The sequence below is a fragment of the Pseudonocardia sp. 73-21 genome (assembly GCF_001899645.1).
Classification (GTDB): Bacteria; Actinomycetota; Actinomycetes; order Mycobacteriales; family Pseudonocardiaceae; genus Pseudonocardia.
This window is the reverse complement of the sequence record NZ_MKVV01000024.1, coordinates 94,308-114,265: the sequence shown is the minus strand read 5'-3', so window position 1 is coordinate 114,265 and position 19,958 is coordinate 94,308. Positions and strand designations below refer to the sequence as shown.

The following is a 19,958-nucleotide window of genomic DNA, read 5'->3' as shown; positions in this document are numbered from 1 at the left end:
CCGCAGCCGTGATGGTGGATGGCGTGATCATCGAGCACCCTCCTCGCGGAACAGCGACGACACGGTCCGCAGGGCGAACGTGGCGATGATGATCGTGCCGATCACGGTGACGACGCCGGCGGCCGACGCCCGGCCGTAGTCCTGCGCGTTGTAGAAGGTCTGGTAGATCGTGTACGGCAGGTTGGCGGTGCCGAGCCCGCCCGAGGTGATCGTGAAGACGGCGTCGAAGTTCTGCACGATGTAGATCGACCCGAGCAGGCCGCCGAGCTCCAGGTACTGACGCAGGTGCGGGAACGTCATGTGCCGGAAGACCTGCCAGTTGTTGCAGCCGTCGATCTGCGCCGCCTCGATCACGTCGAGCGGCTTGCCCTGCAGACCCGCCAGCAGGATCAGCATCATGAACGGCGTCCACTGCCACACCAGGGCGATGATCACCGACGTCAGCGGGGCCGCCGTGATCCAGTCCGGCTGCGGCGCGTTCGCCCCGAAGATCCACGTGAGCACGCCGTTGAGCAGGCCGTACTCCGGGTTGAACAGCGCGTGCTTCCACAGCAGCGCCGCCGCGACGGGCACGACGAGGAACGGCGTGATCATCATCGTGCGGACGATGCCGCGGCCGAGGAACGCCCGGTCCAGCAGCAGCGCGATGAGCATGCCCAGCACCAGGCTGATGATCACCACCGACGCCGTGAGCAGGATCGTCGTGAGGATCGCGTTGCGGGTGTTGATGTCGGTGAGGACACGCACGAAGTTGTCGAACCCGGCGAACCCGCGCTCGTCGGGGTAGTAGGCGTTCCAGTTCATGAACGAGATGACCAGCGTGCCCACGAACGGCAGCTGCGTCACGATGATCATGAAGATCAGCGCGGGCAGCAGCGGGGCCCGGCGGGCCCACTGCCCGGTGCGCTGCAACGCGGTGTTCGCGGGAGTTCCGACCGGACGTTCGGCTGTCGTGGTCATGGCTACTTCCCCCCTTCGCTGCGCGAGCGGTAGCGCTCCGCGACGTCGTCGGCCAGTTGCTGGCCGCGGTCGAGGGCGTCCTGCACGCTCGTCTGCCCGGCGATCGCCGAGCTGATCTCCTGCGACACCTGGGTCCCGAGGTCCGGGAACTCCGGGATGTCGACGAACTGGATGCCCAGCGCGGGCCGCGGCTGGACGCCGGGGTCACGCGGGTCGGCCGCCTCGATCGCGGCCTTCGTCGGACCGGCGAACGAGGAGGACGCGGCCAGGTACTGCGGGTTCTCGTAGGTCGACGCCCGCTTGCCCGCCGGGACGCTCGACCAGCCGATCTGCTGGCCCACGAGGTTCTCGTAACCCTTGCCCGACGCCCAGGAGATGAACTTCCAGGCGTTGTCCTTCTTCGTGCTCGCCTGCTGGATGCCCCACGACCAGGCGTAGAGCCAGCCGGCGCTCTGCGTGTCGACGACCGGAGCCGGGGCGTAACCGATCTTGCCCTTCACCGGGGAGCCGGACGCCTCGAGCGAGCCCGCGGCCGACGTGGCGTCGTACCACATGGCGACGTTGCCCTGGATGAGGTTGTTGAGGCACTCGGTGAAGCCGGCCTGCGGGGCGCCGGTCTCGCCGTGGGCGCGCACGAGGTCGACGTAGAACTGCACGGCCTTGGTGAACTCCGGCGCGTTCACCTGCGCCTGCCAGTCCTTCGTGAACCAGGTGCCGCCGAACGTGTTGACCACCGTGGTGAGCGGGGCGAACACCTGGCCCCAGCCGGGCTGGCCGCGCAGGCAGATACCCCTCATGCCCGGCTGCGCGCCGTCGACCTGGGCGGCGATGTCGGCCACCTGGGGCCAGGTCGGCTTCGCGGGCATCGTGATGCCCTTCGCCGCGAGCACGTCCTTGCGGTACATGAGGAACGACGACTCACCGTAGAACGGCTCGCCGTAGACCTTGCCGTCGTCGCCGGAGAGCGAGGTGACCATCGGCTTGAGGATGTCGGCCTGGTCGAACCCCGGATCCTTCGCGATGTAGTCGTCCAGCGGCGCGATCCAGCGGCTGCGCGCGTAGATCGGGATCTCGAAGTTGCTGACCGTGGCCACGTCGTACTGGCCGGCCTGGCTGGAGAACTCCTGGCTGATCTTGTCGCGGACGTCGTTCTCGGGCAGCACCGTGAAGTTGACGGTGATGCCCGTCTCCTTCGTGAAGTTGTCCGCCGTGAGCTTCTGCAGGTCGATCATCTGCTGGTTGTTGACCATCAGCACGTTGATGCTGTTGGGCCCGCCGCCTCCGACGCCTCCGCCCCATCCCGCGCAGGCCGAGCTCAGCATCACCATGCCGAGCGCCGCCGCCACCATCCCCGACCGCTTCATTGCGCCCTCCCGGGACTGCTCAGATGAGCACTGCCCTGATCACACGATCAGGGTGTGGCACCGGTCACCAGGAGTCAATGGTTTGTGCAAGAATGGGCATGGGACCGCTCAGATGAGCAGGAGGACGCATGGCGACACCGGCACGCGGGCCGGCGCAGCTCGTCCTCACCGCCTCCGTCGCCCGCCGCTACTACATCGACGGCCGCTCCAAGATCGAGATAGCGGAGGAGTTCTCGCTCAGCCGGTTCAAGGTCGCCCGCCTCCTCGACGACGCGCGCAGCAGCGGGCTCGTCCGCATCGAGATCGGGCACCCCGGCGTGGTCGACGTCGAGCTGTCCGGGCGGCTGATGGAGGCGCTCGGCCTGGCGCACTGCGTCGTCACCGACACCCCCGACGAGCACCCGACGGCCCTGCGCGAGCACCTCGGCGCCGCGGCGGCCGAGCTGCTCACCGAGATCGTCACCCCCGACGACGTGCTGGGTCTGTCGTGGGCGCGGTCGGTCAGCGCGATGGCCACGGCCCTGCGCGAACTGGCGACCGTGCCGGTCGTGCAGCTGACCGGAGCGCTGGCCCGGCCGGGCGTGGACGACAGCTCGATCGAGCTGGTGCGGGAGGTCGCCCGGGTGTCCGGCGGGCCGGCCTACTTCTTCTACGCCCCGATGGCGGTGCCCGACGCGACCACGGCGCGGGCGCTGCGCCGGCAGCCGGAGGTGGAGCGGGCGTTCTCCCTCATCGGGTCGGTGACCAAGGCCGTCGCGGGCGTGGGGGCGTGGGAGCCGGAGCAGTCCACGCTCTACGACGCCACGGGCGAGGCCGAACGCGCCGACCTGGCGCGGCGGGGCGTGTGCGCCGACGTGTCGGGCGTGCTGCTCGACGTCCACGGCGACGCGGTGCCCGCCGACCTGACCGAGCGGATGATCGGCATCACCGCGGAGCAGATGCGGGCCGTACCCGAGGTGATCGGGATCGTGTACGGCACGGCGAAGGTGCAGGCGGTGCAGGCGGCGGTGCGCGGCGGGCTGGTCGACAGCCTGGTCACCCACTCCACGATGGCCACCGCCCTGATCGCCGCGGCACCGCGGTGACGGCGTCCGAGGTCCCGCTGCTCGGCGGCACCGCCAACCGCGGCCGCGTGCACCGCGTGGGCGACACGGTCCGGCGGCCGATGCGACCGACCAGCGCGGCCACCCACGCGCTGCTGCGCCATCTCGAGGACGTCGGGTTCGACGGCGCCCCGCGCGTGCTCGGCATCGACGACGCCGGGCGCGAGGTGCTCACCTACATGCCGGGCGACGCGGTGACCGTGCCGCTGCCGGACTGGGGTCTCACCGACGACGCCCTGCGCAGCACCGGTGAGCTGCTGCGCCGCTTCCACGACGCCGTGGCGGGCTTCGATCCCGCACCGCACACGTGGTCGCACCCGACGCCGGCGGCGTTCCGGGGCGGCGGGATCGCCCACAACGACCCCAACCTCGACAACGTCGTGTTCCGCGACGGCCGCGCCGTCGCCCTGATCGACTTCGACCTCGCCGCCCCCGGCTCCCCCGTGTGGGACCTGGCGACCGCCGCCCGGCTCTGGGCCCCGCTGCGCTCGCCCTCGGACGTGTCCGACGTCCGGCGGGGCCGCGGCCTGGAACGGCTGCGCATCCTCGTCGACGCCTACGGGCTCGACGAGCAGGGCCGCGAACTGCTGGTCACCGCCCTGCGCGAAGCGCACGACTGGATGGTGACCATCGTGGCCGAGGGCGCGCGTGACGGCGTGCCCGGCTTCGCCGCCTACTGGACCCCCGACGCCGCGGAACGCGCCCGCCGCACGGATGCGTGGATGGAGCACAACACCGACGCGATCCGGGCGGTGCTGGCTACCTAGCCACCTTCGACGGCCACCAGATCCTCCGGCCGACGTCCAGGGACAGGGCCGGGACCAGCAACGTCCGCACGACCAGCGCGTCGAGCAGCACCCCGAAGGCCACCAGGATCGCGATCTGCAGCAGGAACAGGATCGGGATCACGGCGAGCGCCGCGAACGTCGCCGCCAGCACCACGCCGGCGGAGGTGATCACGCCACCGGTCACCGAGAGCCCCGTCAGCACGCCGGCGCGGGTCCCGTGCCGCACGGCCTCCTCCCGCACCCGGCTCATCAGGAAGATGTTGTAGTCGACGCCGAGCGCGACGAGGAAGACGAACGCGAACAGCGGGACGCTCGGGTCGGCGCCGGGCAGGTCGAGCAGGTCGTTGAAGACGAGGGAGCCGATCCCGAGCGTCGCGGCGAACGACAGTACGACCGTCGCGATGAGCAGCAGCGGCGCCACGAGCGCACGCAGCAGCAGCGCCAGCACGATGAAGACCACGAGCAGGACCGCGGGGATGACCACCCGGAGATCGCGCGCCGCGGTGTCCTGCGTGTCGAGCTGGGTGGCGGTGATGCCGCCGACCAGCGGGTCCGCTCCCGGAACCGCGCGGACCGCCTCGCGCAACGACCGAACGGCCGCCACGGCCGCCTCGCTGTCGGGCGCGTCGGCGAGCACGGCGTTCAGCTCGACCCGCCCGTCGACGACCCGGTCCGAGCCGCGCCGGACGTCGGACACGCCCTCGACACCACGGGCCGCCGCGATCACGGCGTCCTCGGTGGAGGCCGCCGTGATGATCACTGCAGGCGCACCGGTGCCGCCCGGGAAGTGCCGGCCCAGCGTGTCCTGGCCCTGGACGGACTCCACCGCGGACTTGTTCACGAAGAAGTCCGACTGCGCCACGCCGGACGCGCGGAACTGCGGGACCAGGGCGGCCGCACCGAGCAGGACGATCGCGGTGCCGACCCAGATCGCCCGCGGCCGCCGCCCGACCGTTTCGGCGATCCGCGCCCAGAGGCCCGGACGTCCGGCGGCGGCGCCGACCCTCGGACGGAACGGCCAGAACGCTCCGCGGCCGGTCAGGAGCAGGGCCGCGGGCAGGAAGGTGAGCACGGCCAGTACCGACGCCACGATGCCGATGGCCGCGACCGGGCCGAGGCCGCGGTTGGAGTTCAGACCGGACAGCAGCAGGCACAGCAGGCCGAGCACGACCGTTCCCGCGGAGGCCAGGATCGGCTCGATCGCGGCACGGTAGGCCGCGCGCATCGCCATCCACGTGGACTCGTGGCGCAGGAGCTCCTCCCGGAACCGGGACACCAGCAGCAGCGCGTAGTCCGTGGCCGCGCCCACCACCAGGATGAACAGGATCCCCTGGGTCTGGCCGCTCAGCGCGATCAGATCGTTCGCCGCCAGCCAGTAGACGACGAGCACGGCGAGCGAGAGCGCGAGCACGGCCGAGAGCAGCACCAGCACGGGCAGCAGCGGGCTGCGGTAGACCAGCAGCAGGATCAGCGCGACGACGCCACCGGCGACGATCAGGAGCAGCCCGTCGATGCCGCTGAAGGCGGTGACGAGGTCTCCGAGCAGGCCGGCGGGGCCGGCGACCTGGACCGTGAGGCCCGCCGGCAACCCCTCGGCGAGGGTGGAACGCAGGTCGGTCACCACCTCGGTCAGCCGGTCGCGGAACTGGGCCGGGATCGCGACGACGACCTGCGCCGCCGCCCCGTCGGCCGACGGGATCGCCGGCGAGGACCGGCCGGACAGCCCGGGGAGCGTGCCGATCGCCGTCACCCGCGTGGTGATCGCGGCGAGGTCGGCGGAGGTGAGCCCGCCGGGCCGTTCGAAGACGACGATCGCGGGGATCGCCTGCTCGTCGGTGAACGCGAGCTGGGCCTCGGCGGCCCGCGTGGCCTCCGCGTCGGCGGGGAGGAACGACGAGCTGTCGTTGGACTGGACGTCAGCGAGCTTGCCCTGGTACGGCCCGCCGAACGCTCCGATCACCAGCCAGCCCACCAGGACCAGCGCCGGGAGCACCACGCGCAGCCAGCGGTTGGGCGGGGCCGGCGGACGCGTCGGTGACTCCGCGCCGGACAGGACAGGGAGACTCATTCATCAAGTATCTCCATTATCGAGATGAAGCGCCAGTCGACCACCGCGGAGCCCGTGGTCACGGATCGGCCGGCCTGCTCCGGACGTTCCACAGGGAGTGCTCCACTCCGCGGATCGCACGGACCCGTGCCACCATCGCCCGATGGCTGAGTACGCGCACCTCGGTGAGGCCCTGGGCACCGACTTCTTCTCCGTCCGGGACCAGTTCACCGGCGAGCAGTGGGACAAGTTCATCGCGGTGCGCAAGTTCGTCGACGACGAGGTGCTGCCCGACATCGGCGACTACTGGGAGAGGGCCGAGCTCCCCTGGCACCTCTTCCGGCGCCTGCCCGAGCTGAAGATCGTCGGCGAGGACATCCAGGGCCACGGCGCCGCCGGGATGAGCCCGATGGCCTGCGGGCTGGTGCACATGGAGCTGCACCGCGGCGACGGCTCGCTCGGCACGTTCCTCGGCGTGCACGCCGGGCTCGCGATGCAGTCGGTGGCCATGTGCGGCTCCGAGGAGCAGAAGGAGCGCTGGCTGCCCGCGATGTCGTCGCTGGACAAGATCGGCGCGTTCGCGCTCACCGAGCCGAACCACGGCTCCGACTCGATCGCGCTGGAGACCACCGCCCGCCGGGACGGCGACCACTGGATCCTCGACGGCGCCAAGCGGTGGATCGGCAACGGCACCATCGCCGACCTGGTGGTGGTGTGGGCGCGGGACACCGACTCCGGCGAGGTGAAGGGCTTCGTCGTCGAGACGCCCGCCGAGGGCTACGAGGCCGGCGTGATCACCGGGAAGATGTCGCTGCGCTCGGTGTGGCAGGCCGACATCGAGCTCCACGGCGTGCGGGTCCCCGACGAGAACCGGCTGGCGAACGCCGCGTCGTTCAAGGACTGCGCGAAGGTGCTGGCCAACACCCGCGGCATCTGCGCGTGGATGGCGCTGGGGCACGCCACCGCCGGCTACGACGCCGCGATGCGCTACGCGATGACCCGGGAGCAGTTCGGCAAGCCGCTCGCGTCGTTCCAGATCGTGCAGCAGCGGCTCGTGCACATGCTGGCCGGCCTGACGTCGATGCAGCTCTACTGCATGCAGCTGGGCCGCCTCGCCGACGACGGCCGCCTGTCCCCCACCGTCGCCGGGCTGGCCAAGATGCACAACACCCGCACGGCCCGGAAGATCCTCTCCGAGGCGCGGGACCTGTTGGGCGGCAACGGGATCCTGCTCGAGCACCACGTCGTGCGGCACTGGGCCGACATCGAGGCCATCCACACGTTCGAGGGCACCGAGACGATGCAGACCCTGATCGTGGGCCGCGACATCACCGGCCTGGGCGCGTTCGCCTGACGGCGGGTCGTGCGCGGATATCAGGGTCGGAACACCGTTATCCGCGCACGGGGCCGAAGGCCCGCTTCCAGGCCTGGTAGCCGCCGTCGAGGTCGGTGGCATTGTGCAGGCCCAGGTCCTGCAGCGACGCCGCCGCCAGGCTGGAGCTGTAGCCCTCGGAGCAGAACAGGATCCAGGTGACGTCGTGGTCGACGGCCTGCGCGATCTTCGCGTCCGACGTCGGGTCCAGCCGCCACTCGAGGTGGTTGCGCTCGATGATCAGCGCGCCGGGCAGCTCGCCCTCGTCGGCGCGCTGCCAGCCCGGCCGGGTGTCGACGAGGATCGCGCCCTGCTCCACCAGCTCCGCGGCACGCCGCGGGTCCGGGCGGTCCAGGCGGGCGCGGGCGGCGGTCAGGAGATCGTCGACGGTGGTCATCCGACGCCCTTCGGGGAACCGGAGCCGATCAGCTCCGAGCGGGTGCGGCGCAGGCCCCGGGCCGGGTCGACGTCGTAGTAGGACATCGCCGTGAGCGGCGGGGAGTACGCGTGGACGCTGACGGCGGGCGTCGTCTCGTGGTTGCCCACGTCGTGGACGTGGCCGAGCGGGAAGCCCGCGCTGTGCCCGGCGAGCAGCCGGCGGCTGCGGAGTCCGGCACCGGCCCAGCGGTGCTCCACCAGCTCGCCCGACACGACGGTGAGCGCGCCGAGCGAGCCCGCGTGGTCGTGCAGCTCGGCGGCCTGCTCGGTGGACCAGCTGATCAGCCAGACGTCGACGTAGTCGTCGGTGCGCAGCAGCTCGTACCAGCGGCGGACGGGATCGACCTCGACCGGGTGGACCCCGGCCAGCACCTCGTCGGCGATCTCGCGGGTGAGGTCGGTCAGGTCGGACAGCGCAAGGGACGTGGGGGCGTGCAGCAGCACAGGGATGCTCCGGGGACGGTGGGACGGACGGACGAGGACGTCAGTGCCGTCAACACCACTGGTCGAAGCAGTCCGCACGGCGTCCGCCCCAGATCTCTCCGAGGACGGCGGCCGGTGACATGGGCTCATACCAACACAGGGTCGGCCCGCAGGGCCACCACTTCCCACCTCCCGGGAGGACCCACAGGAAGTCCACAGCGGACGCCCGGCAAATGTCCGGCCATGGCCGGTCGGGAACACTGGGCCCATGGCGACGCACCTCGAGGACGGCAGCTGGGAGATCCAGGGACGACGGCTGGGCTTCCCGGTGCGCATCACCGAGGCGGCCGCGGCCTGCGCGACGTACCTGGTGCGCACCGACCGGGCGCGGCGGCTCGTCGAGGGCACGGGGCTGGAGCTGCTGTCGTTCGCCGGCCGCACCCCGCTGTTCCTGGCCCTGATCGACTACCGCGTGAACGACCTCGGCGACTACGACGAGGCCGGCGTCGCGTTCCTCGCCCGCCACCGGGGCCGCACGGGTACCTACATCCACCAGCTCCCCGTGACGCAGACGTTCACGATGGAGGCCGGCCGCGCGCTGTGGGGGCTGCCGAAGTGGCTGGGCCGCGCCGAGCTCGCGATCGACGGCCGGGACGCCACCTGCCACCTCGCCGACGACGCGGGCCGTCACGTGCTCACCGCCGCCCTGCGCACGCTGCCCGGGCGCCTGCCGTGGCCGGTGAGCGGCGGGGTCGCCGCGCTGGCCCCACGCGACGGCGAGGTGCTGGTCAGCCCCGTCCGCGCCCGGCTGAGCGGGATCCGGGTCGGCCGCAGCGCCACCGTGGTGCTCGGCGGAGGTCACGCCATGGCCGACGAGCTGCGCGCCCTCGGGCTGCCCCGGCGACCGCTCCTGACCACGATCGTCGACCACGTGGCCTTCGAGATGGACCCCGCGTCAGCGGTGGGCCGCTAGCCACTCGCGCAGGTCGGCGAGCGGCGCCTCGCGCTCGGGCTCGTTGTAGATCTCGTGCCACAGGCCCTCGTACCAGCGCACCGTCTGGTCCGGGGAGCCGCTCGTGGACTCCAGCAACCGGGTGCCCGACGGTTCGGTGAGCACGTCGTCGGTGCCGTGCTGCAGCAGCAGGGGCAGCGTCAGACCGCGGGCGCGCTCGGGCAGCACGTCGAACTGTGCGAACAGCCGCGCGGAGAGCCCGAGCGTGGGGTTGCCCTGGTACACCAACGGATCGGCCTGGTACGCGGCGACGACGGCCGGGTCCTTGCTGACCTTGGTGCCGTCGATGCCCGCCGGACGCAGGGTGGGGGCCACCCTGGCGAGCAGGGTGAGCACCGGCACGGCGACCTTCGGCACGGCGTTGCTCGCCAGCGCGGGCGCCGACAGCACCAGCCCCTGCAGATCGGCCTGGTGGTCGAGTGCGTAGGCCAGCGCGATCTGGCCGCCCATGCTGTGGCCGAGCAGGAACACCGGCAGCCCGGGGTGCAGCGCCACGACGTGGCGGCGGAACGTGTCGAAGTCGGCCAGCCAGTCGGCGTAGTCGTCGAGGTGGGCGCGGCGGCCGCCGGAACGGCCGTGGCCGCGGTGGTCGAGCGCGTAGACGGCCCACCCGTCGGGGGTGACGGCGTCGACGACGTTGCCGTAGCGGCCGGAGTGCTCACCCAGGCCGTGGCAGAGCAGCAGCACACCGGTGGGATCGGTGGGAGGGAGCCAGCCCTGCCAGTACAGCTCGACGCCGCGCACACCGTCGAGCGTGCCCTCCACGTGCGTGTCCGCCATCAGCCGTGGCCGATCATGACGTCGTCGGCGGCGGTGGGCGCGGGCAGGCCGGCGGGCACCAGCTCGATGTCGTGGCGCAGGTCGGTCTCGTCGGGCACGGTGAGCAGGAGCGCCGCCGGCTCGCAGTCGTGGGCGCTGACCGAGAGGCCGTAGTCGCCCGCGGCGAGGTCGGAGATCCAGTACTCGCCGCCCGGGCCGGTGCCGGTGGTGTCGACGATCTCGCCGTCCTGCACCAGCGTCAGGCGCGCGCCGACGATCGGGCCGTCCTCCCCGAACACGGTGCCGGCCACCGACGCCGACCGCGCGAGCAGCACCTCGGCCTCCACGGGCTCACCCCCGACCGTGACCGCCACGGCACCCGGCTGGTGCCCCGGGGCGGCCGACACGAGCACGTAGCTGCCCGGGTGGGGCGCGCGGACCTCGCCGCGGCCCTTGGCGTCGGCGACCGCGGTGGTGGTCTCCCGGCCGCGGTCGTCGAGCAGCGTGACGCCCGCGCCGTCGATGCCGTCACCGTCGCGGCCCACCACGCGGAAGGCGACGGTCTGCGCGGAGCCGGTGACCGGTACGGGGGCGGCGGGGGCGACCGACGGCGACATCGGGGCGTCGTCCTCGTCGTCGACCGCAGGGGCGGCGGAGCCCGCCGGGGCGCAGCCGAACGTGCGGAGCAGGGCGAGATCGGCCGCGGCCTGCTCAGCGGCGGTCTCGGCGGCGGTGCGGCGGCGGACGGCGAGCTCCTCGGGGGTGGCGTCGGGCTCCGACGCGGTGACGGGGTCGGGGGCCGGTTCGACCTTCGGGGCCGCGACGGCCTCCACCGGTGCTGCGGGCTCCGTGGGGGCGGCGGGCTCCGTGGGGGCGGCAGGCTCGCCGCGGACCAGCGCGAGGACCGGCCGGGAAGCGACGGCGGGCACAGCCGGCGTCCGGGGGACGGCCGGGGCCGCTTCGACGGCGGGCGGCTTCGCCACCGCGAGGTCCTCGTCCGCGACCGGGGCCCGCACAGCGACCGAGGCCTTCTCCGGGGCCTTCTCCGGGGCCTTCTCCGGGGCCTTCTCCGGGGCCGGGGCGGGGTCGGCAGCCGGGGCGGGGTCGGGCCGGGTGGGTGCGACGACCGGGCGCGGGCCGAACAGCTCCGGGCTCACCGTGGGCAGCACGACGGGCCGCAGCTGCGGCTCCGACCGCTCCGGGACTCCGGACTCGCTCTCGTCCACGTCCACGTCGGCCCAGTCGGCCCACTCCGACCACTCGTGGTCCGGGTCGCCGGTGGCCCACACGGCACCGTCGCCGTCGGCCATCCGGGCCGCCCGGCCCCAGGGGGTGTCGGAGCCCGGGAGCTGCGCGACGGCGGACGACTCGGCGCGGACGGCCGGGGCTGCGGCGGGCTCCACGGACGGCACGGACGGCACGGACGGCACGGACGGCGCGCCGGGGGCCTCCTCCTCGGCGACGGCCGGTTCCGCGACGACCACCACATCGGGCTCGGCGTCGACGGGCTCGGCAGCGGGCTTCCCGGCAGCGGCCTTCTCCGCGGCGGGCGTCTCGGCGGAGGACTCCTGCTCGGCGGGCGGCGCGTCGGCGGCCTGCTCGGCCCGCATCCGCACCAGGTCGGCGACGGTGCGCGGGCTGCCGGGGTTCTCGCCGGGGGTGCGGCGCACCACCCGGTACAGAATGACGACCGCTGCGACGACCAGCGCGGCGAGCACCAGCGCGACCATTCCCAGCGTGCTCATGACCGCTCCCCGGATCCGTACGAACTTGGCCTGAACCTAGCATCCCGGCGACTCCGGACCGGGTAGGCGGCCACGGAGTGTTACCGCAGCTCAGGGCATGATCCAGGGTGTGGACACCGAACTCAGCGAGCTCGCGGCAGCGCACGGGGTGGCGACGGCGTACCGGGACGGCGAACGGCGCCTGGTCACGGTCGACGAGGACGTCGTCGTGCGGGTGCTGGGCCTGCTCGACGTCGACGCGAGCACCCCGGACGCACGGCGCGCCGCCCTCGCCGTCGCGCGCGCCGACGCCACCCGCACCCCGGGCACGATCGCGGCCCGCACCGACCGGGCCCGGCCGCTGCCGGCGCCGGGGGTGCTCGTCGACTCCGGCGGCGGGCGCCGCGAGGTCACGGAGATCCCCGCGGGACTCGACCCCGGTTGGTACCGGTTGGAGACCGCCGACCGGGTCGTGACGGTGGTGGTCGCCCCGCCCGCGCTGCCCGAACCGCGCCGGGCCTGGGGCTGGATGCTGCAGCTCTACGCCCTGCACTCGGACCGGTCGTGGGGCATCGGCGACCTCGGGGACCTCTCCGCGTTCACCACCTGGACGGGCCGCGAGCACGGCGCGGGTGCGGTGCTGCTCAACCCGCTGCACGCGATCACCCCGGTGCCTCCCGTGCAGCCGTCGCCCTACACGCCGTCGAGCCGCCGGTTCGGCACCCCGCTGGCCCTGCGGATCACCGACCTGGACGCCTACGCCCGCGCCGACGCCGACACGCGCGCCGAGGTGGACGCGCTGCGCCCCGTACAGGTCGGCGACCGCATCGAGCACGACCGCGTCTGGGCGGCCAAGCGCGCCGCGGCCGAGCTGCTGTGGCGCGCCGACGGGCGCCCCGAGCCGACCGACGCGCCCGCCGACCTGTGGGAGTTCGCGCGGTTCTGCGCGCTGGCCGAGCGGTTCGGCGGCCGCTGGAGCCGCTGGCCCGCCGACCTGCACCACCCGGACGCGCCCGGTGTAGCGCCGATGTGTGCAGAGCTGGCGCCGCGGGTCGCGTTCCACGCCTGGTTGCAGCAGCAGGTGCAGCGGCAGCTCGCGGGGGTGCTGGAGGCCGCGCGGGCCGTGGACGTGCAGGTGGTGCACGACCTCGCCGTCGGCTGCGACCCCGAGGGCGCCGACGGCTGGGCGCTGCAGGACGTGCTCGCGCTGGGCGTCCGGGTGGGCGCCCCGCCGGACGCGTTCAGCCAGCAGGGCCAGGACTGGGGGCTCCCGCCGTGGCGCCCCGACCGCCTCGACGCCACCGGCTACGCCGCCTACCGCGACCTGCTCCGGGCGCTGCTGCGCCAGGCCGACGGGCTGCGCATCGACCACGTCGCCGGACTCTTCCGGCTGTGGTGGGTGCCGCCGGGCCAGTCGGCCGACCGCGGCACCTACGTCCACTACGACGCCGAGGTCATGCTCGCCGTGCTGACGCTGGAGGCCCACCGGGCGGGCGCGCTGGTGATCGGTGAGGACCTCGGCACGGTGGAACCGGAGGTCACCGAGGCACTGGCGGAGCGGAAGATGCTCGGCTCGTCCGTGCTGTGGTTCACCCGCGACCTCGACGCCCCCGGCGAGCCCCTCCTGCCGCCCGGGCGCTGGAACGAGGAGTCGGTGGCCACCGTCTCCACCCACGACCTGCCGACCGCCGCGGGTTTCCTGCGCGGCGAGCACGTCCGGGTCCGGGCCGAGCTGGGGCTGCTCGACGACGTGCCGGCCGAGGAGGCCAAGGCCGTGCGGGAACGCGCCGAGCTGCTGGACCTGCTGCGGGCGGAAGGGCTGATCACCGGGGAGCCGGACGAGGCGGCGCTGATCGTCGCCATCCACGCCCTGCTGGCGCGCAGCCGTTCCCGGCTGGTGCTGATCTCCCCCTACGACGTGGTGGGCGAGGTGCGCCAGCCGAACCTGCCCGGCACCGTCGACCAGTACCCGAACTGGCGGCTGCCGCTGCCGGTGTCGCTGGAGGAGCTGGTCGTCCATCCCGGCGTGCGCGCTGTGGTGGCACAGCTCCGTCGAGCCCGCATGTGACGAGCCGCGTGCGTGATCGCCGCCCACGGGCCATCATCGTCGGATGGAGTCGTCGCGACTGGACCGCTGGCTGTGGTCCGTGCGCCTGACCAAGACCCGCCCCGACGCCGCGGCCGCGTGCCGGGGCGGGCACGTGCGCGTCAACGACAAGCCCGCGAAACCCGCCACGCCGGTGCAGCCCGGCGACCGGATCCGGGCGCGGGTCAACGACACCACCCGCATCGTCGAGGTGGTGCGGGTGATCCCGCGCCGCACCAGCCCCGTCGACGCCGCCACCTGCTTCATCGACCACACCCCCGCCCCACCGCCGGAGGCCGCCGTCCCGGTGGCCCGCCGCGAACGTGGGGCCGGCCGCCCCACGAAACGCGAACGCCGCGTCCTCGACGACTTCCGCGCCGGCCTGCTCTGACCAGCACCGACGCGCCCGCCCCGATCAGCCACCAGCGCCCAGCGCTCGCGCGCGGTGGCCGGCGGAAGGCCCGCACCGGCGAGGGCGGTCCGGTCGGGGCGCTCCACGACGGCCCACAACGCGATCCCCACGCGATCCGTACCGCAGCCGGGGTTGGACCGTCCTGACTCCGGGTAGCCCCAGGCATCGACACCGACCGACAGGCCACGGGCGCAGGCGCTCCGGACCGGCTGAGGCTGCGCCTCACCGGGCCGTCGCTGCGTGGCCAGCTGCGTTGGGTGCGGCTGCGGCTGGCCGAGTGGGCGACCGGGGTCGGCATGGACCGCGACGGCGTGGACGACCTGGTGCTGGCCGCCTACGAGGCGCTGGCCAACGTCGCCGACCACGCCTACCCCGACGGCCCGGGCGACGCGTGGGTGGAAGCGGACCGCTACGCGCCCGACCAGCTGGTGGTGGTCGTCACCGACCGGGGCCGCTGGCGGCCCCCGCCGTCGGATCCGGGGCTGCGCGGCCGCGGTATGACGTTGATCGCGGCGTTGGCCGAGAAGGTGGCCGTGCAGCGGGGCGACGCCGGCACCCGCGTCGTGATGCACTGGCGGGTGTGATTGCGGACGCTGCCCGGGCCCAGGTCGCTGCCACCTGTCGTGCCCTGCGCGCCGAGGGTCTCGTCGTCGGCACCGCGGGCAACGTCTCGGTGCGGGTGGACGATCTCGTGGCCGTCTCCCCCAGCGGCCTCGACTACGACGACCTGACGCCCGGCCTGGTGGGCGTGCACCGGCTCGACGGCACCCCGGTGGACGCGCCGCTCGAACCGTCCAGCGAGCTGCCGCTGCACCTGGAGATCTACGCGCGGACGGCGGCCGAGGCGATCGTCCACACCCACGCGCCGGCGTCGACGGCGCTGTCCTGCGTGGCGGACGAGGTGCCCGCGTCGCACTACTACACGGCGATGTTCGGCGGGCCGGTCCGCGTGGCGCCCTACGCGACGTTCGGCAGCGATGAGCTCGCGCGGAACGTCGCGGCGGCGCTGGAGGGGCGCACCGCCGCCCTGATGGGCAACCACGGCGCGGTGGTCGTGGCCGGGAGCCTGGCGACGGCCCTGAGCCTGGTGCGGTACCTGGAGTACGTCTGCGACGTGCACCTGCGGGCGCTGTCCACCGGTCTCCCGGTGCGCACGCTGGAACCCGCGGAGATCGACCGGGTGGCCGGGCTGCTCGGCGGCTACGGCCAGTCGATCCCCGCGGGACCGGGAAACCGGTGAGCAGCCTCCGCTGCTCCCGGTTCTCAGCCGGCGAAGTCCACGAGCGTCAGGTCCAGCGGGAACTGGCGGGTGCGGGGGCTGGGGGTGGGCAGGAGCCCCTGGTTCCACACCCCCTCCAGCGTCGTGCTGGCCCCGAACCGCGCCGCGTCGATCGCACCGGCCACGGCGAACCGGTCGTAGGTGTAGGGCAGCCCGCTCGACCCCAGCACTGACGGCCCGTTCATCAGGTGGAAATGCAGGTGCGGCGCGGACGTGTTGCCCGTGTTGCCGAGCAGCCCCAGCACCTGGCCGCGCCGCACCCGGTCGCCGACCTTCACCGTCACCGAGTTCTCCTGCATGTGCGCGTAGAAGGCGAACACCCCGTGGCCGAGGTCGAGCACGACGTGGTTGCCGTCGACGTTGGCCAGCGTGATGGTCGAGGGGTCGGGCAGGGTGCCGGGCACCTGGTCGCTCAGGGTGCTGAGCGTGCTGACGACCGTGCCGTCCGCCACGGCGAGCAGCTGGGCCCCGTAGGCCGTGTAGTTGCGGACGTCGGTGGGGTCGCCGTGCACGAGACGGCCCTGGGCGTCGAGGCGCATGTAGTCGATCGCGAAGCGCTGGGTGTCGGCGAGGTGGCCGTTGACCGGCAGCACCGTGTCGCGGTGGATGCCGTCGCCGCTGCAGCACCCGTTGATGTCCACCCAGCCCTTCCCGGCGAGCGGCGGGCTGATCACCAGTGGCTTCCCGACCAGGTCGAACGGCGCGGCGGTGTAGTCGAGCTGGGCCGGCGGCCCTCCCGCGACGGGCTGGCCCAGCAGGCGGAACCGGTGGATCAGCTGCTTCGGCACCTGGGCGTCCGTCGCGAAGGCCAGGTCGACGAGCACCAGCCGGGAGACGTCCTCGGGGATGGCCAGGCTGCCTGCGGGTTCCTTGCCGGTGAGCTTGCGCAGGCGCTTCAGCAGGTCGTCGCCGGCGAAGGACGCCACCACCCGCGAGGGGCGGTCGGCGTCGAGGACCTGGATCTCCTGCAGCGTCGCGAGATCGGCCCTGGCGTTGGTCAGCTGGATCTCGTAGACGACGTGCAGCCTGCCGTCGGTGCCCAGCACCGGCGACTGGCCGGAGTCGAGCGTGGACGCCACCACCACCGTGAACTGGTCGGGCGGCGGGGGCGCGGTGCGCGCCACCGGGAGCGTGGACGCACTGAGCGGCGCCACGGTCATCCCGGCACCCAGGCCGAGGACGGCGAGGATCGCCATCGCGAGGAACACGGGGACACGTCTGCGGGGCATGGCCACTCCCGGTCGGGCTGGTGGGCGCCACATCCCCGCGAGCGGCTCACCCAGCACGGTACGGACCAACCGCCCGATCCGGAAGGGTCCGTTCGGCCGTGCGCCAGACTGACGGCGTGCAGGTCGATCTCACGGGGCAGAGCACCCGTCGGTGGGTTCGCCGGTTCGCCGGTTCGGAGTCCGCGGGTGCGGTGGTGCTCCTCGTGGGTGCCGCCGCGGCGCTGCTGTGGGTGAACCTCGACGCAGCGTCCTACGACGGGTTCTGGGACACCCCGCTCGCGGTCCGCCTCGGCGACCACCTCCTGTCGCTGAGCCTGCGCGAGTGGGTCAACAGCGGGCTGATGTCGTTCTTCTTCTTCGTGGTCGGGCTGGAGGCCCGGCGGGAGTTCGACCTGGGCGAGCTGCGCGAACGTCGTCGCCTGGTCCTGCCACTGATGGCGGGGCTGGCCGGGATGGCCGTGCCGGCCGCGATCTACCTGGCCGTCACCGCGGGCACGCCGGCGGCGCACGGCTGGGGCGCCGCCATCTCCACTGACACGGCACTGGCTCTGGGCCTGCTCGCGCTGGCCGGCGTCCGCTCCCCCGCGGTGCGCGCGTTCCTGCTGACGGTGCTGGTGGTGGACGACCTCGTCGCGCTGTCGGTGATCGCGGTGGTCTACACCGACGAGGTCTCGCTGCCCGCACTGCTCGTGGCCGTCGCGCTGCTCGGGGTGGTGCTGCTGGCCCGGACCGCGCGCATCCGGGCGGGCGCCGTGTACGCCGTGCTCGGGGTGGCCACCTGGGTCGCGCTGCACGCCTCCGGGGTGGACGCGGTGACGGCCGGGCTCGCGCTGGGCCTGCTCACCTGGGCGTACCCGGCCAACCGCGGTGACCTCGAAGCGGCCACCGACCTCGTCCGCGCGTTCCGGGAGCAGCCGACGGCCGCGCTGGCCAGCTCCGCCCGCGCCGGGCTCGGGGCCGCGATCTCGCCCAACGACCGGTTCACGCACCTCTACTCGACCACCGTGGCGCTGGTGATCGTCCCGGTCTTCGCGCTGGCCAACATCGGCATCCCGCTCAGCGGCGAGGTGATCGCCCGCGCGGCGACCTCACCGATCACGCTCGGCGTGGTCGCGGCCTACGTCCTCGGCAAACCGGTCGGGATCGCGGGCATGTCGTGGCTGGTCACGAGGCTGTCAGGAGGTCGGCTGCGCGCTCCGGTGGGCTGGGCCGCCGTGCTCGGCGGGGGCGCGATCGCGGGCGTCGGGTTCACCGTGTCGCTGCTGATCGCCACGCTCGCCTTCTCCGGTGACGACCTGGAGGCCGCCAAGCTCGGCGTGCTCGCCGCCGCCGTCATCGCCTACGCCCTGTCCTGGCTGGTCTTCCGCGGGGCCGCGGCCCTGCCCGAGAAGGCGCTCCTCGGCTCGTCGCCGGTGATCGTGGACCTCCTCGACCCGGTGGACCCGGTGGTCGACCACCTGCGCGGCCCGGCCGACGCGCCCGTCACGGTGGTGGAGTACGGCGACTTCGAGTGCCCGTACTGCGGCCAGGCGGAGCCGGTGGTGCGCGAGCTGCTCGCCGAGCGCGGGGACGTCCGCTACGTCTGGCGGCACCTGCCGCTCACCGACGTGCACCCGCACGCCGAGCTGGCGGCCGAGGCCGCGGAGGCCGCCGCCCGCCAGGGCGCGTTCTGGGAGATGCACGACCGGCTGCTCGGCCACCAGGGCGAGCTGCGGCCCGTGGAGCTGGTCGCCCACGCGGAGGCCCTCGGGCTCGACGTCGAGCGCTTCCGGGCCGACATGCGCGGGCGCACCGGACGCGACCGCGTCGCCGCCGACGCCGGGTCGGCCGACCGCAGCGGCGTGTCGGGCACGCCCACGTTCTTCGTCAACGGCCGGCGCCACCACGGGTCCTACGACATCGCCTCGCTGACCGCCGAGGTGACGGCGGCCCGGGCCCGGGCCTGAGCTCAGCCGTCCTGCTCGTCGCCCAGCTCGGAGCGGAGCACACCGGCGAGCCGGGTCAGGTCGGCGCGGACGTCGGCGCGCACCCCGCAGAGCCGCTCGACCTCCTGCTCGGTGCGGTGCTGCCGCCGCGTGAGCTCGACGTCGGCGTTCTCCAGGATCTCGGCCGCCCCGACCTCGGCCTCCAGCCGGGTCCGGTCGGCGGCGCGTGCCGCGTCGGTCCTGATCCGGGCCGCCTCCTCGCGGGCGGCGGCGACGTGGTCGGCGGCGCGCTGCTCCTGCTCCTCGAGGTTCGCGGTGCGTTCCGCGGCCTGCTCCTCGAACTGCGTCTCGCGGGCGATCAACGCCTGTTCGATGTCGTGCCGGTGCGCCTCGGCGCCGGTGCGGACCTTCTCCAGCATCGCCGCGGCGTCGCGGCTCGCGTCGCTGCGCACCTCGGCGGCCTCCTGCTCGGCCAGCCGGATGATCTTCTCGGCGCGCACGCCGAACCCGTCGCTCTCGGGACGCCCGCCCCTGCGGGCGTCCCGGACCTCCTGCTCCAGCTCCTCGGCCCGCCGGACCGCCCGCAGCCGCAGCCGTTGCGCGTCGGCGAGCTCGGTCTCCAGCTGGGCGAGCCGCGCGGCATTGCCCGCCACGAAGCCGTCCACCTGCGTGCGGTGGTAGCCGCGCATCACCGTGGCGAACGGCTGTGCGTCCGCTGCCGGGTCGGTGCCGGTCATCCGGATCCCCCTCGCGGGCCCATGATCTCGACCAGCGCCTCGGTCAGCCCGACCAGGTTCAGGTCCATGTCCGGACCGGCCCGATCGAGCTCACCGACCACGGTGATCACGTCGAGCATCGGCCCCTCCTCCGGGTTCGTCACCGGGGGACTCTGCTCGTGGTCGCCGACCCGGCGCAAGTGACGGTGCATGTGCAGATGCACAAGCGGGTCGCCGTCGTCACCCGGGTGGAGCAGCGACCGTCCCGAGTTCGTCCGGGAGGGCCGACTCGGTCACCCCGCAGCAGCACGGTCAGCACCT

19 protein-coding genes are annotated in these 19,958 nt (G+C 73.5%); 9 read left to right on the top strand and 10 right to left on the bottom strand.

Annotation, left to right across the window (positions count from 1 at the left end):
- Positions 1–27: 27 nt before the first annotated feature.
- Both BGP03_RS05810 and BGP03_RS05805 read right to left on the bottom strand, forming a co-directional pair.
- Positions 28–960, bottom strand: coding sequence for a sugar ABC transporter permease (locus tag BGP03_RS05810; RefSeq protein ID WP_298799243.1), 933 nt, complete (start codon positions 958–960; stop codon positions 28–30).
- Between the two features lie 2 nt (positions 961–962).
- Positions 963–2,324, bottom strand: coding sequence for a sugar ABC transporter substrate-binding protein (locus tag BGP03_RS05805; RefSeq protein WP_296373978.1), 1,362 nt, complete (start codon positions 2,322–2,324; stop codon positions 963–965).
- Positions 2,325–2,452: 128 nt separating this feature from the next.
- Between BGP03_RS05805 and BGP03_RS05800 the strand changes: the two genes are divergently transcribed.
- Both BGP03_RS05800 and BGP03_RS05795 read left to right on the top strand, forming a co-directional pair.
- Positions 2,453–3,409 (top strand): sugar-binding domain-containing protein, encoded by a 957-nt coding sequence (locus BGP03_RS05800; protein WP_298799242.1) that lies wholly within the window; start codon positions 2,453–2,455, stop codon positions 3,407–3,409.
- Positions 3,406–4,194 carry a phosphotransferase gene (locus BGP03_RS05795; protein WP_296373983.1) on the top strand — a complete coding sequence of 263 codons (789 nt, stop codon included), beginning with the start codon at positions 3,406–3,408 and terminating at the stop codon, positions 4,192–4,194. The genes BGP03_RS05800 and BGP03_RS05795 overlap by 4 nt, the downstream gene beginning before the upstream one ends.
- Here BGP03_RS05795 and BGP03_RS05790 read toward each other — a convergent pair.
- Entirely contained in the window at positions 4,187–6,283 is a 2,097-nt protein-coding gene (locus BGP03_RS05790) for an MMPL family transporter (RefSeq protein WP_298799241.1), read from the bottom strand. The two genes, BGP03_RS05795 and BGP03_RS05790, sit on opposite strands and share 8 nt — an antisense overlap.
- A 142-nt stretch (positions 6,284–6,425) precedes the next feature.
- On the opposite strand from BGP03_RS05790, the gene BGP03_RS05785 reads away from it, so the two are divergent.
- Positions 6,426–7,616 carry an acyl-CoA dehydrogenase family protein gene (locus BGP03_RS05785; protein ID WP_296373987.1) on the top strand — a complete coding sequence of 397 codons (1,191 nt, stop codon included), beginning with the start codon at positions 6,426–6,428 and terminating at the stop codon, positions 7,614–7,616.
- Positions 7,617–7,653: 37 nt separating this feature from the next.
- Here BGP03_RS05785 and BGP03_RS05780 read toward each other — a convergent pair whose 3' ends face one another.
- Complete coding sequence (locus BGP03_RS05780) at positions 7,654–8,031, bottom strand: rhodanese-like domain-containing protein (RefSeq protein ID WP_298799240.1); 378 nt, start codon at positions 8,029–8,031, stop codon at positions 7,654–7,656.
- On the bottom strand, positions 8,028–8,516 hold the full coding sequence (locus BGP03_RS05775) for a cysteine dioxygenase family protein (protein ID WP_296373991.1): 489 nt from the start codon (positions 8,514–8,516) through the stop codon (positions 8,028–8,030). The genes BGP03_RS05780 and BGP03_RS05775 overlap by 4 nt, the downstream gene beginning before the upstream one ends.
- 247 nt (positions 8,517–8,763) lie before the next feature.
- On the opposite strand from BGP03_RS05775, the gene BGP03_RS05770 reads away from it, so the two are divergent.
- On the top strand, positions 8,764–9,468 hold the full coding sequence (locus BGP03_RS05770; RefSeq protein WP_298799239.1) for an acetoacetate decarboxylase family protein: 705 nt from the start codon (positions 8,764–8,766) through the stop codon (positions 9,466–9,468).
- On the opposite strand, the gene BGP03_RS05765 is transcribed toward BGP03_RS05770, so the two are convergent.
- Together BGP03_RS05765 and BGP03_RS05760 are read right to left on the bottom strand one after the other, a co-directional pair.
- Positions 9,451–10,287: an alpha/beta hydrolase gene (locus BGP03_RS05765; RefSeq protein WP_296373995.1), complete on the bottom strand. Its 837-nt coding sequence runs from the start codon at positions 10,285–10,287 to the stop codon at positions 9,451–9,453. The genes BGP03_RS05770 and BGP03_RS05765 overlap by 18 nt on opposite strands.
- Positions 10,287–12,011, bottom strand: coding sequence for a carboxypeptidase regulatory-like domain-containing protein (locus BGP03_RS05760; protein WP_298799238.1), 1,725 nt, complete (start codon positions 12,009–12,011; stop codon positions 10,287–10,289). The genes BGP03_RS05765 and BGP03_RS05760 overlap by 1 nt, the downstream gene beginning before the upstream one ends.
- 109 nt (positions 12,012–12,120) lie before the next feature.
- Between BGP03_RS05760 and malQ the strand changes: the two genes are divergently transcribed.
- From malQ to BGP03_RS05740, 4 genes are all read left to right on the top strand, one after another.
- On the top strand, positions 12,121–14,058 hold the full coding sequence (malQ, locus tag BGP03_RS05755; protein WP_363093214.1) for a 4-alpha-glucanotransferase: 1,938 nt from the start codon (positions 12,121–12,123) through the stop codon (positions 14,056–14,058).
- A 43-nt stretch (positions 14,059–14,101) separates the two neighbouring features.
- Positions 14,102–14,467: a S4 domain-containing protein gene (locus BGP03_RS05750; protein WP_296374001.1), complete on the top strand. Its 366-nt coding sequence runs from the start codon at positions 14,102–14,104 to the stop codon at positions 14,465–14,467.
- 185 nt (positions 14,468–14,652) lie between these two features.
- The gene (locus tag BGP03_RS05745) at positions 14,653–15,072 is read left to right on the top strand and encodes an ATP-binding protein (protein ID WP_363093243.1); all 420 of its coding nucleotides are present in this window, start codon (positions 14,653–14,655) and stop codon (positions 15,070–15,072) included.
- On the top strand, positions 15,069–15,728 hold the full coding sequence (locus BGP03_RS05740) for a class II aldolase/adducin family protein (RefSeq protein WP_296374003.1): 660 nt from the start codon (positions 15,069–15,071) through the stop codon (positions 15,726–15,728). The genes BGP03_RS05745 and BGP03_RS05740 overlap by 4 nt, the downstream gene beginning before the upstream one ends.
- A 23-nt stretch (positions 15,729–15,751) precedes the next feature.
- Here the strand turns inward: BGP03_RS05740 and BGP03_RS05735 are convergent, their stop codons facing one another.
- Positions 15,752–16,996: a M23 family metallopeptidase gene (locus tag BGP03_RS05735; protein ID WP_298799237.1), complete on the bottom strand. Its 1,245-nt coding sequence runs from the start codon at positions 16,994–16,996 to the stop codon at positions 15,752–15,754.
- 116 nt (positions 16,997–17,112) lie between these two features.
- On the opposite strand from BGP03_RS05735, the gene nhaA reads away from it, so the two are divergent.
- Entirely contained in the window at positions 17,113–18,942 is a 1,830-nt protein-coding gene (gene nhaA / locus BGP03_RS05730; RefSeq protein WP_298799236.1) for a Na+/H+ antiporter NhaA, read from the top strand.
- A gap of 2 nt (positions 18,943–18,944) precedes the next feature.
- Here nhaA and BGP03_RS05725 read toward each other — a convergent pair whose 3' ends face one another.
- Entirely contained in the window at positions 18,945–19,658 is a 714-nt protein-coding gene (locus BGP03_RS05725; protein WP_298799235.1) for a hypothetical protein, read from the bottom strand.
- On the bottom strand, positions 19,655–19,801 hold the full coding sequence (locus BGP03_RS05720; protein WP_298799234.1) for a hypothetical protein: 147 nt from the start codon (positions 19,799–19,801) through the stop codon (positions 19,655–19,657). Before BGP03_RS05720 ends, BGP03_RS05725 begins: the two co-directional genes overlap by 4 nt.
- Positions 19,802–19,958 lie beyond the last annotated feature (157 nt).

Coding starts and splice junctions, on each gene's coding strand:
- BGP03_RS05810 (WP_298799243.1), bottom strand. CDS start 960: ATGACCACGACAGCCGAACGTCCGGTCGGAACTCCCGCGAACACCGCG.
- BGP03_RS05805 (WP_296373978.1), bottom strand. CDS start 2,324: ATGAAGCGGTCGGGGATGGTGGCGGCGGCGCTCGGCATGGTGATGCTG.
- BGP03_RS05800 (WP_298799242.1), top strand. CDS start 2,453: ATGGCGACACCGGCACGCGGGCCGGCGCAGCTCGTCCTCACCGCCTCC.
- BGP03_RS05790 (WP_298799241.1), bottom strand. CDS start 6,283: ATGAGTCTCCCTGTCCTGTCCGGCGCGGAGTCACCGACGCGTCCGCCG.
- BGP03_RS05785 (WP_296373987.1), top strand. CDS start 6,426: ATGGCTGAGTACGCGCACCTCGGTGAGGCCCTGGGCACCGACTTCTTC.
- BGP03_RS05780 (WP_298799240.1), bottom strand. CDS start 8,031: ATGACCACCGTCGACGATCTCCTGACCGCCGCCCGCGCCCGCCTGGAC.
- BGP03_RS05770 (WP_298799239.1), top strand. CDS start 8,764: ATGGCGACGCACCTCGAGGACGGCAGCTGGGAGATCCAGGGACGACGG.
- BGP03_RS05765 (WP_296373995.1), bottom strand. CDS start 10,287: ATGGCGGACACGCACGTGGAGGGCACGCTCGACGGTGTGCGCGGCGTC.
- BGP03_RS05760 (WP_298799238.1), bottom strand. CDS start 12,011: ATGAGCACGCTGGGAATGGTCGCGCTGGTGCTCGCCGCGCTGGTCGTC.
- BGP03_RS05750 (WP_296374001.1), top strand. CDS start 14,102: ATGGAGTCGTCGCGACTGGACCGCTGGCTGTGGTCCGTGCGCCTGACC.
- BGP03_RS05735 (WP_298799237.1), bottom strand. CDS start 16,996: ATGCCCCGCAGACGTGTCCCCGTGTTCCTCGCGATGGCGATCCTCGCC.
- BGP03_RS05725 (WP_298799235.1), bottom strand. CDS start 19,658: ATGACCGGCACCGACCCGGCAGCGGACGCACAGCCGTTCGCCACGGTG.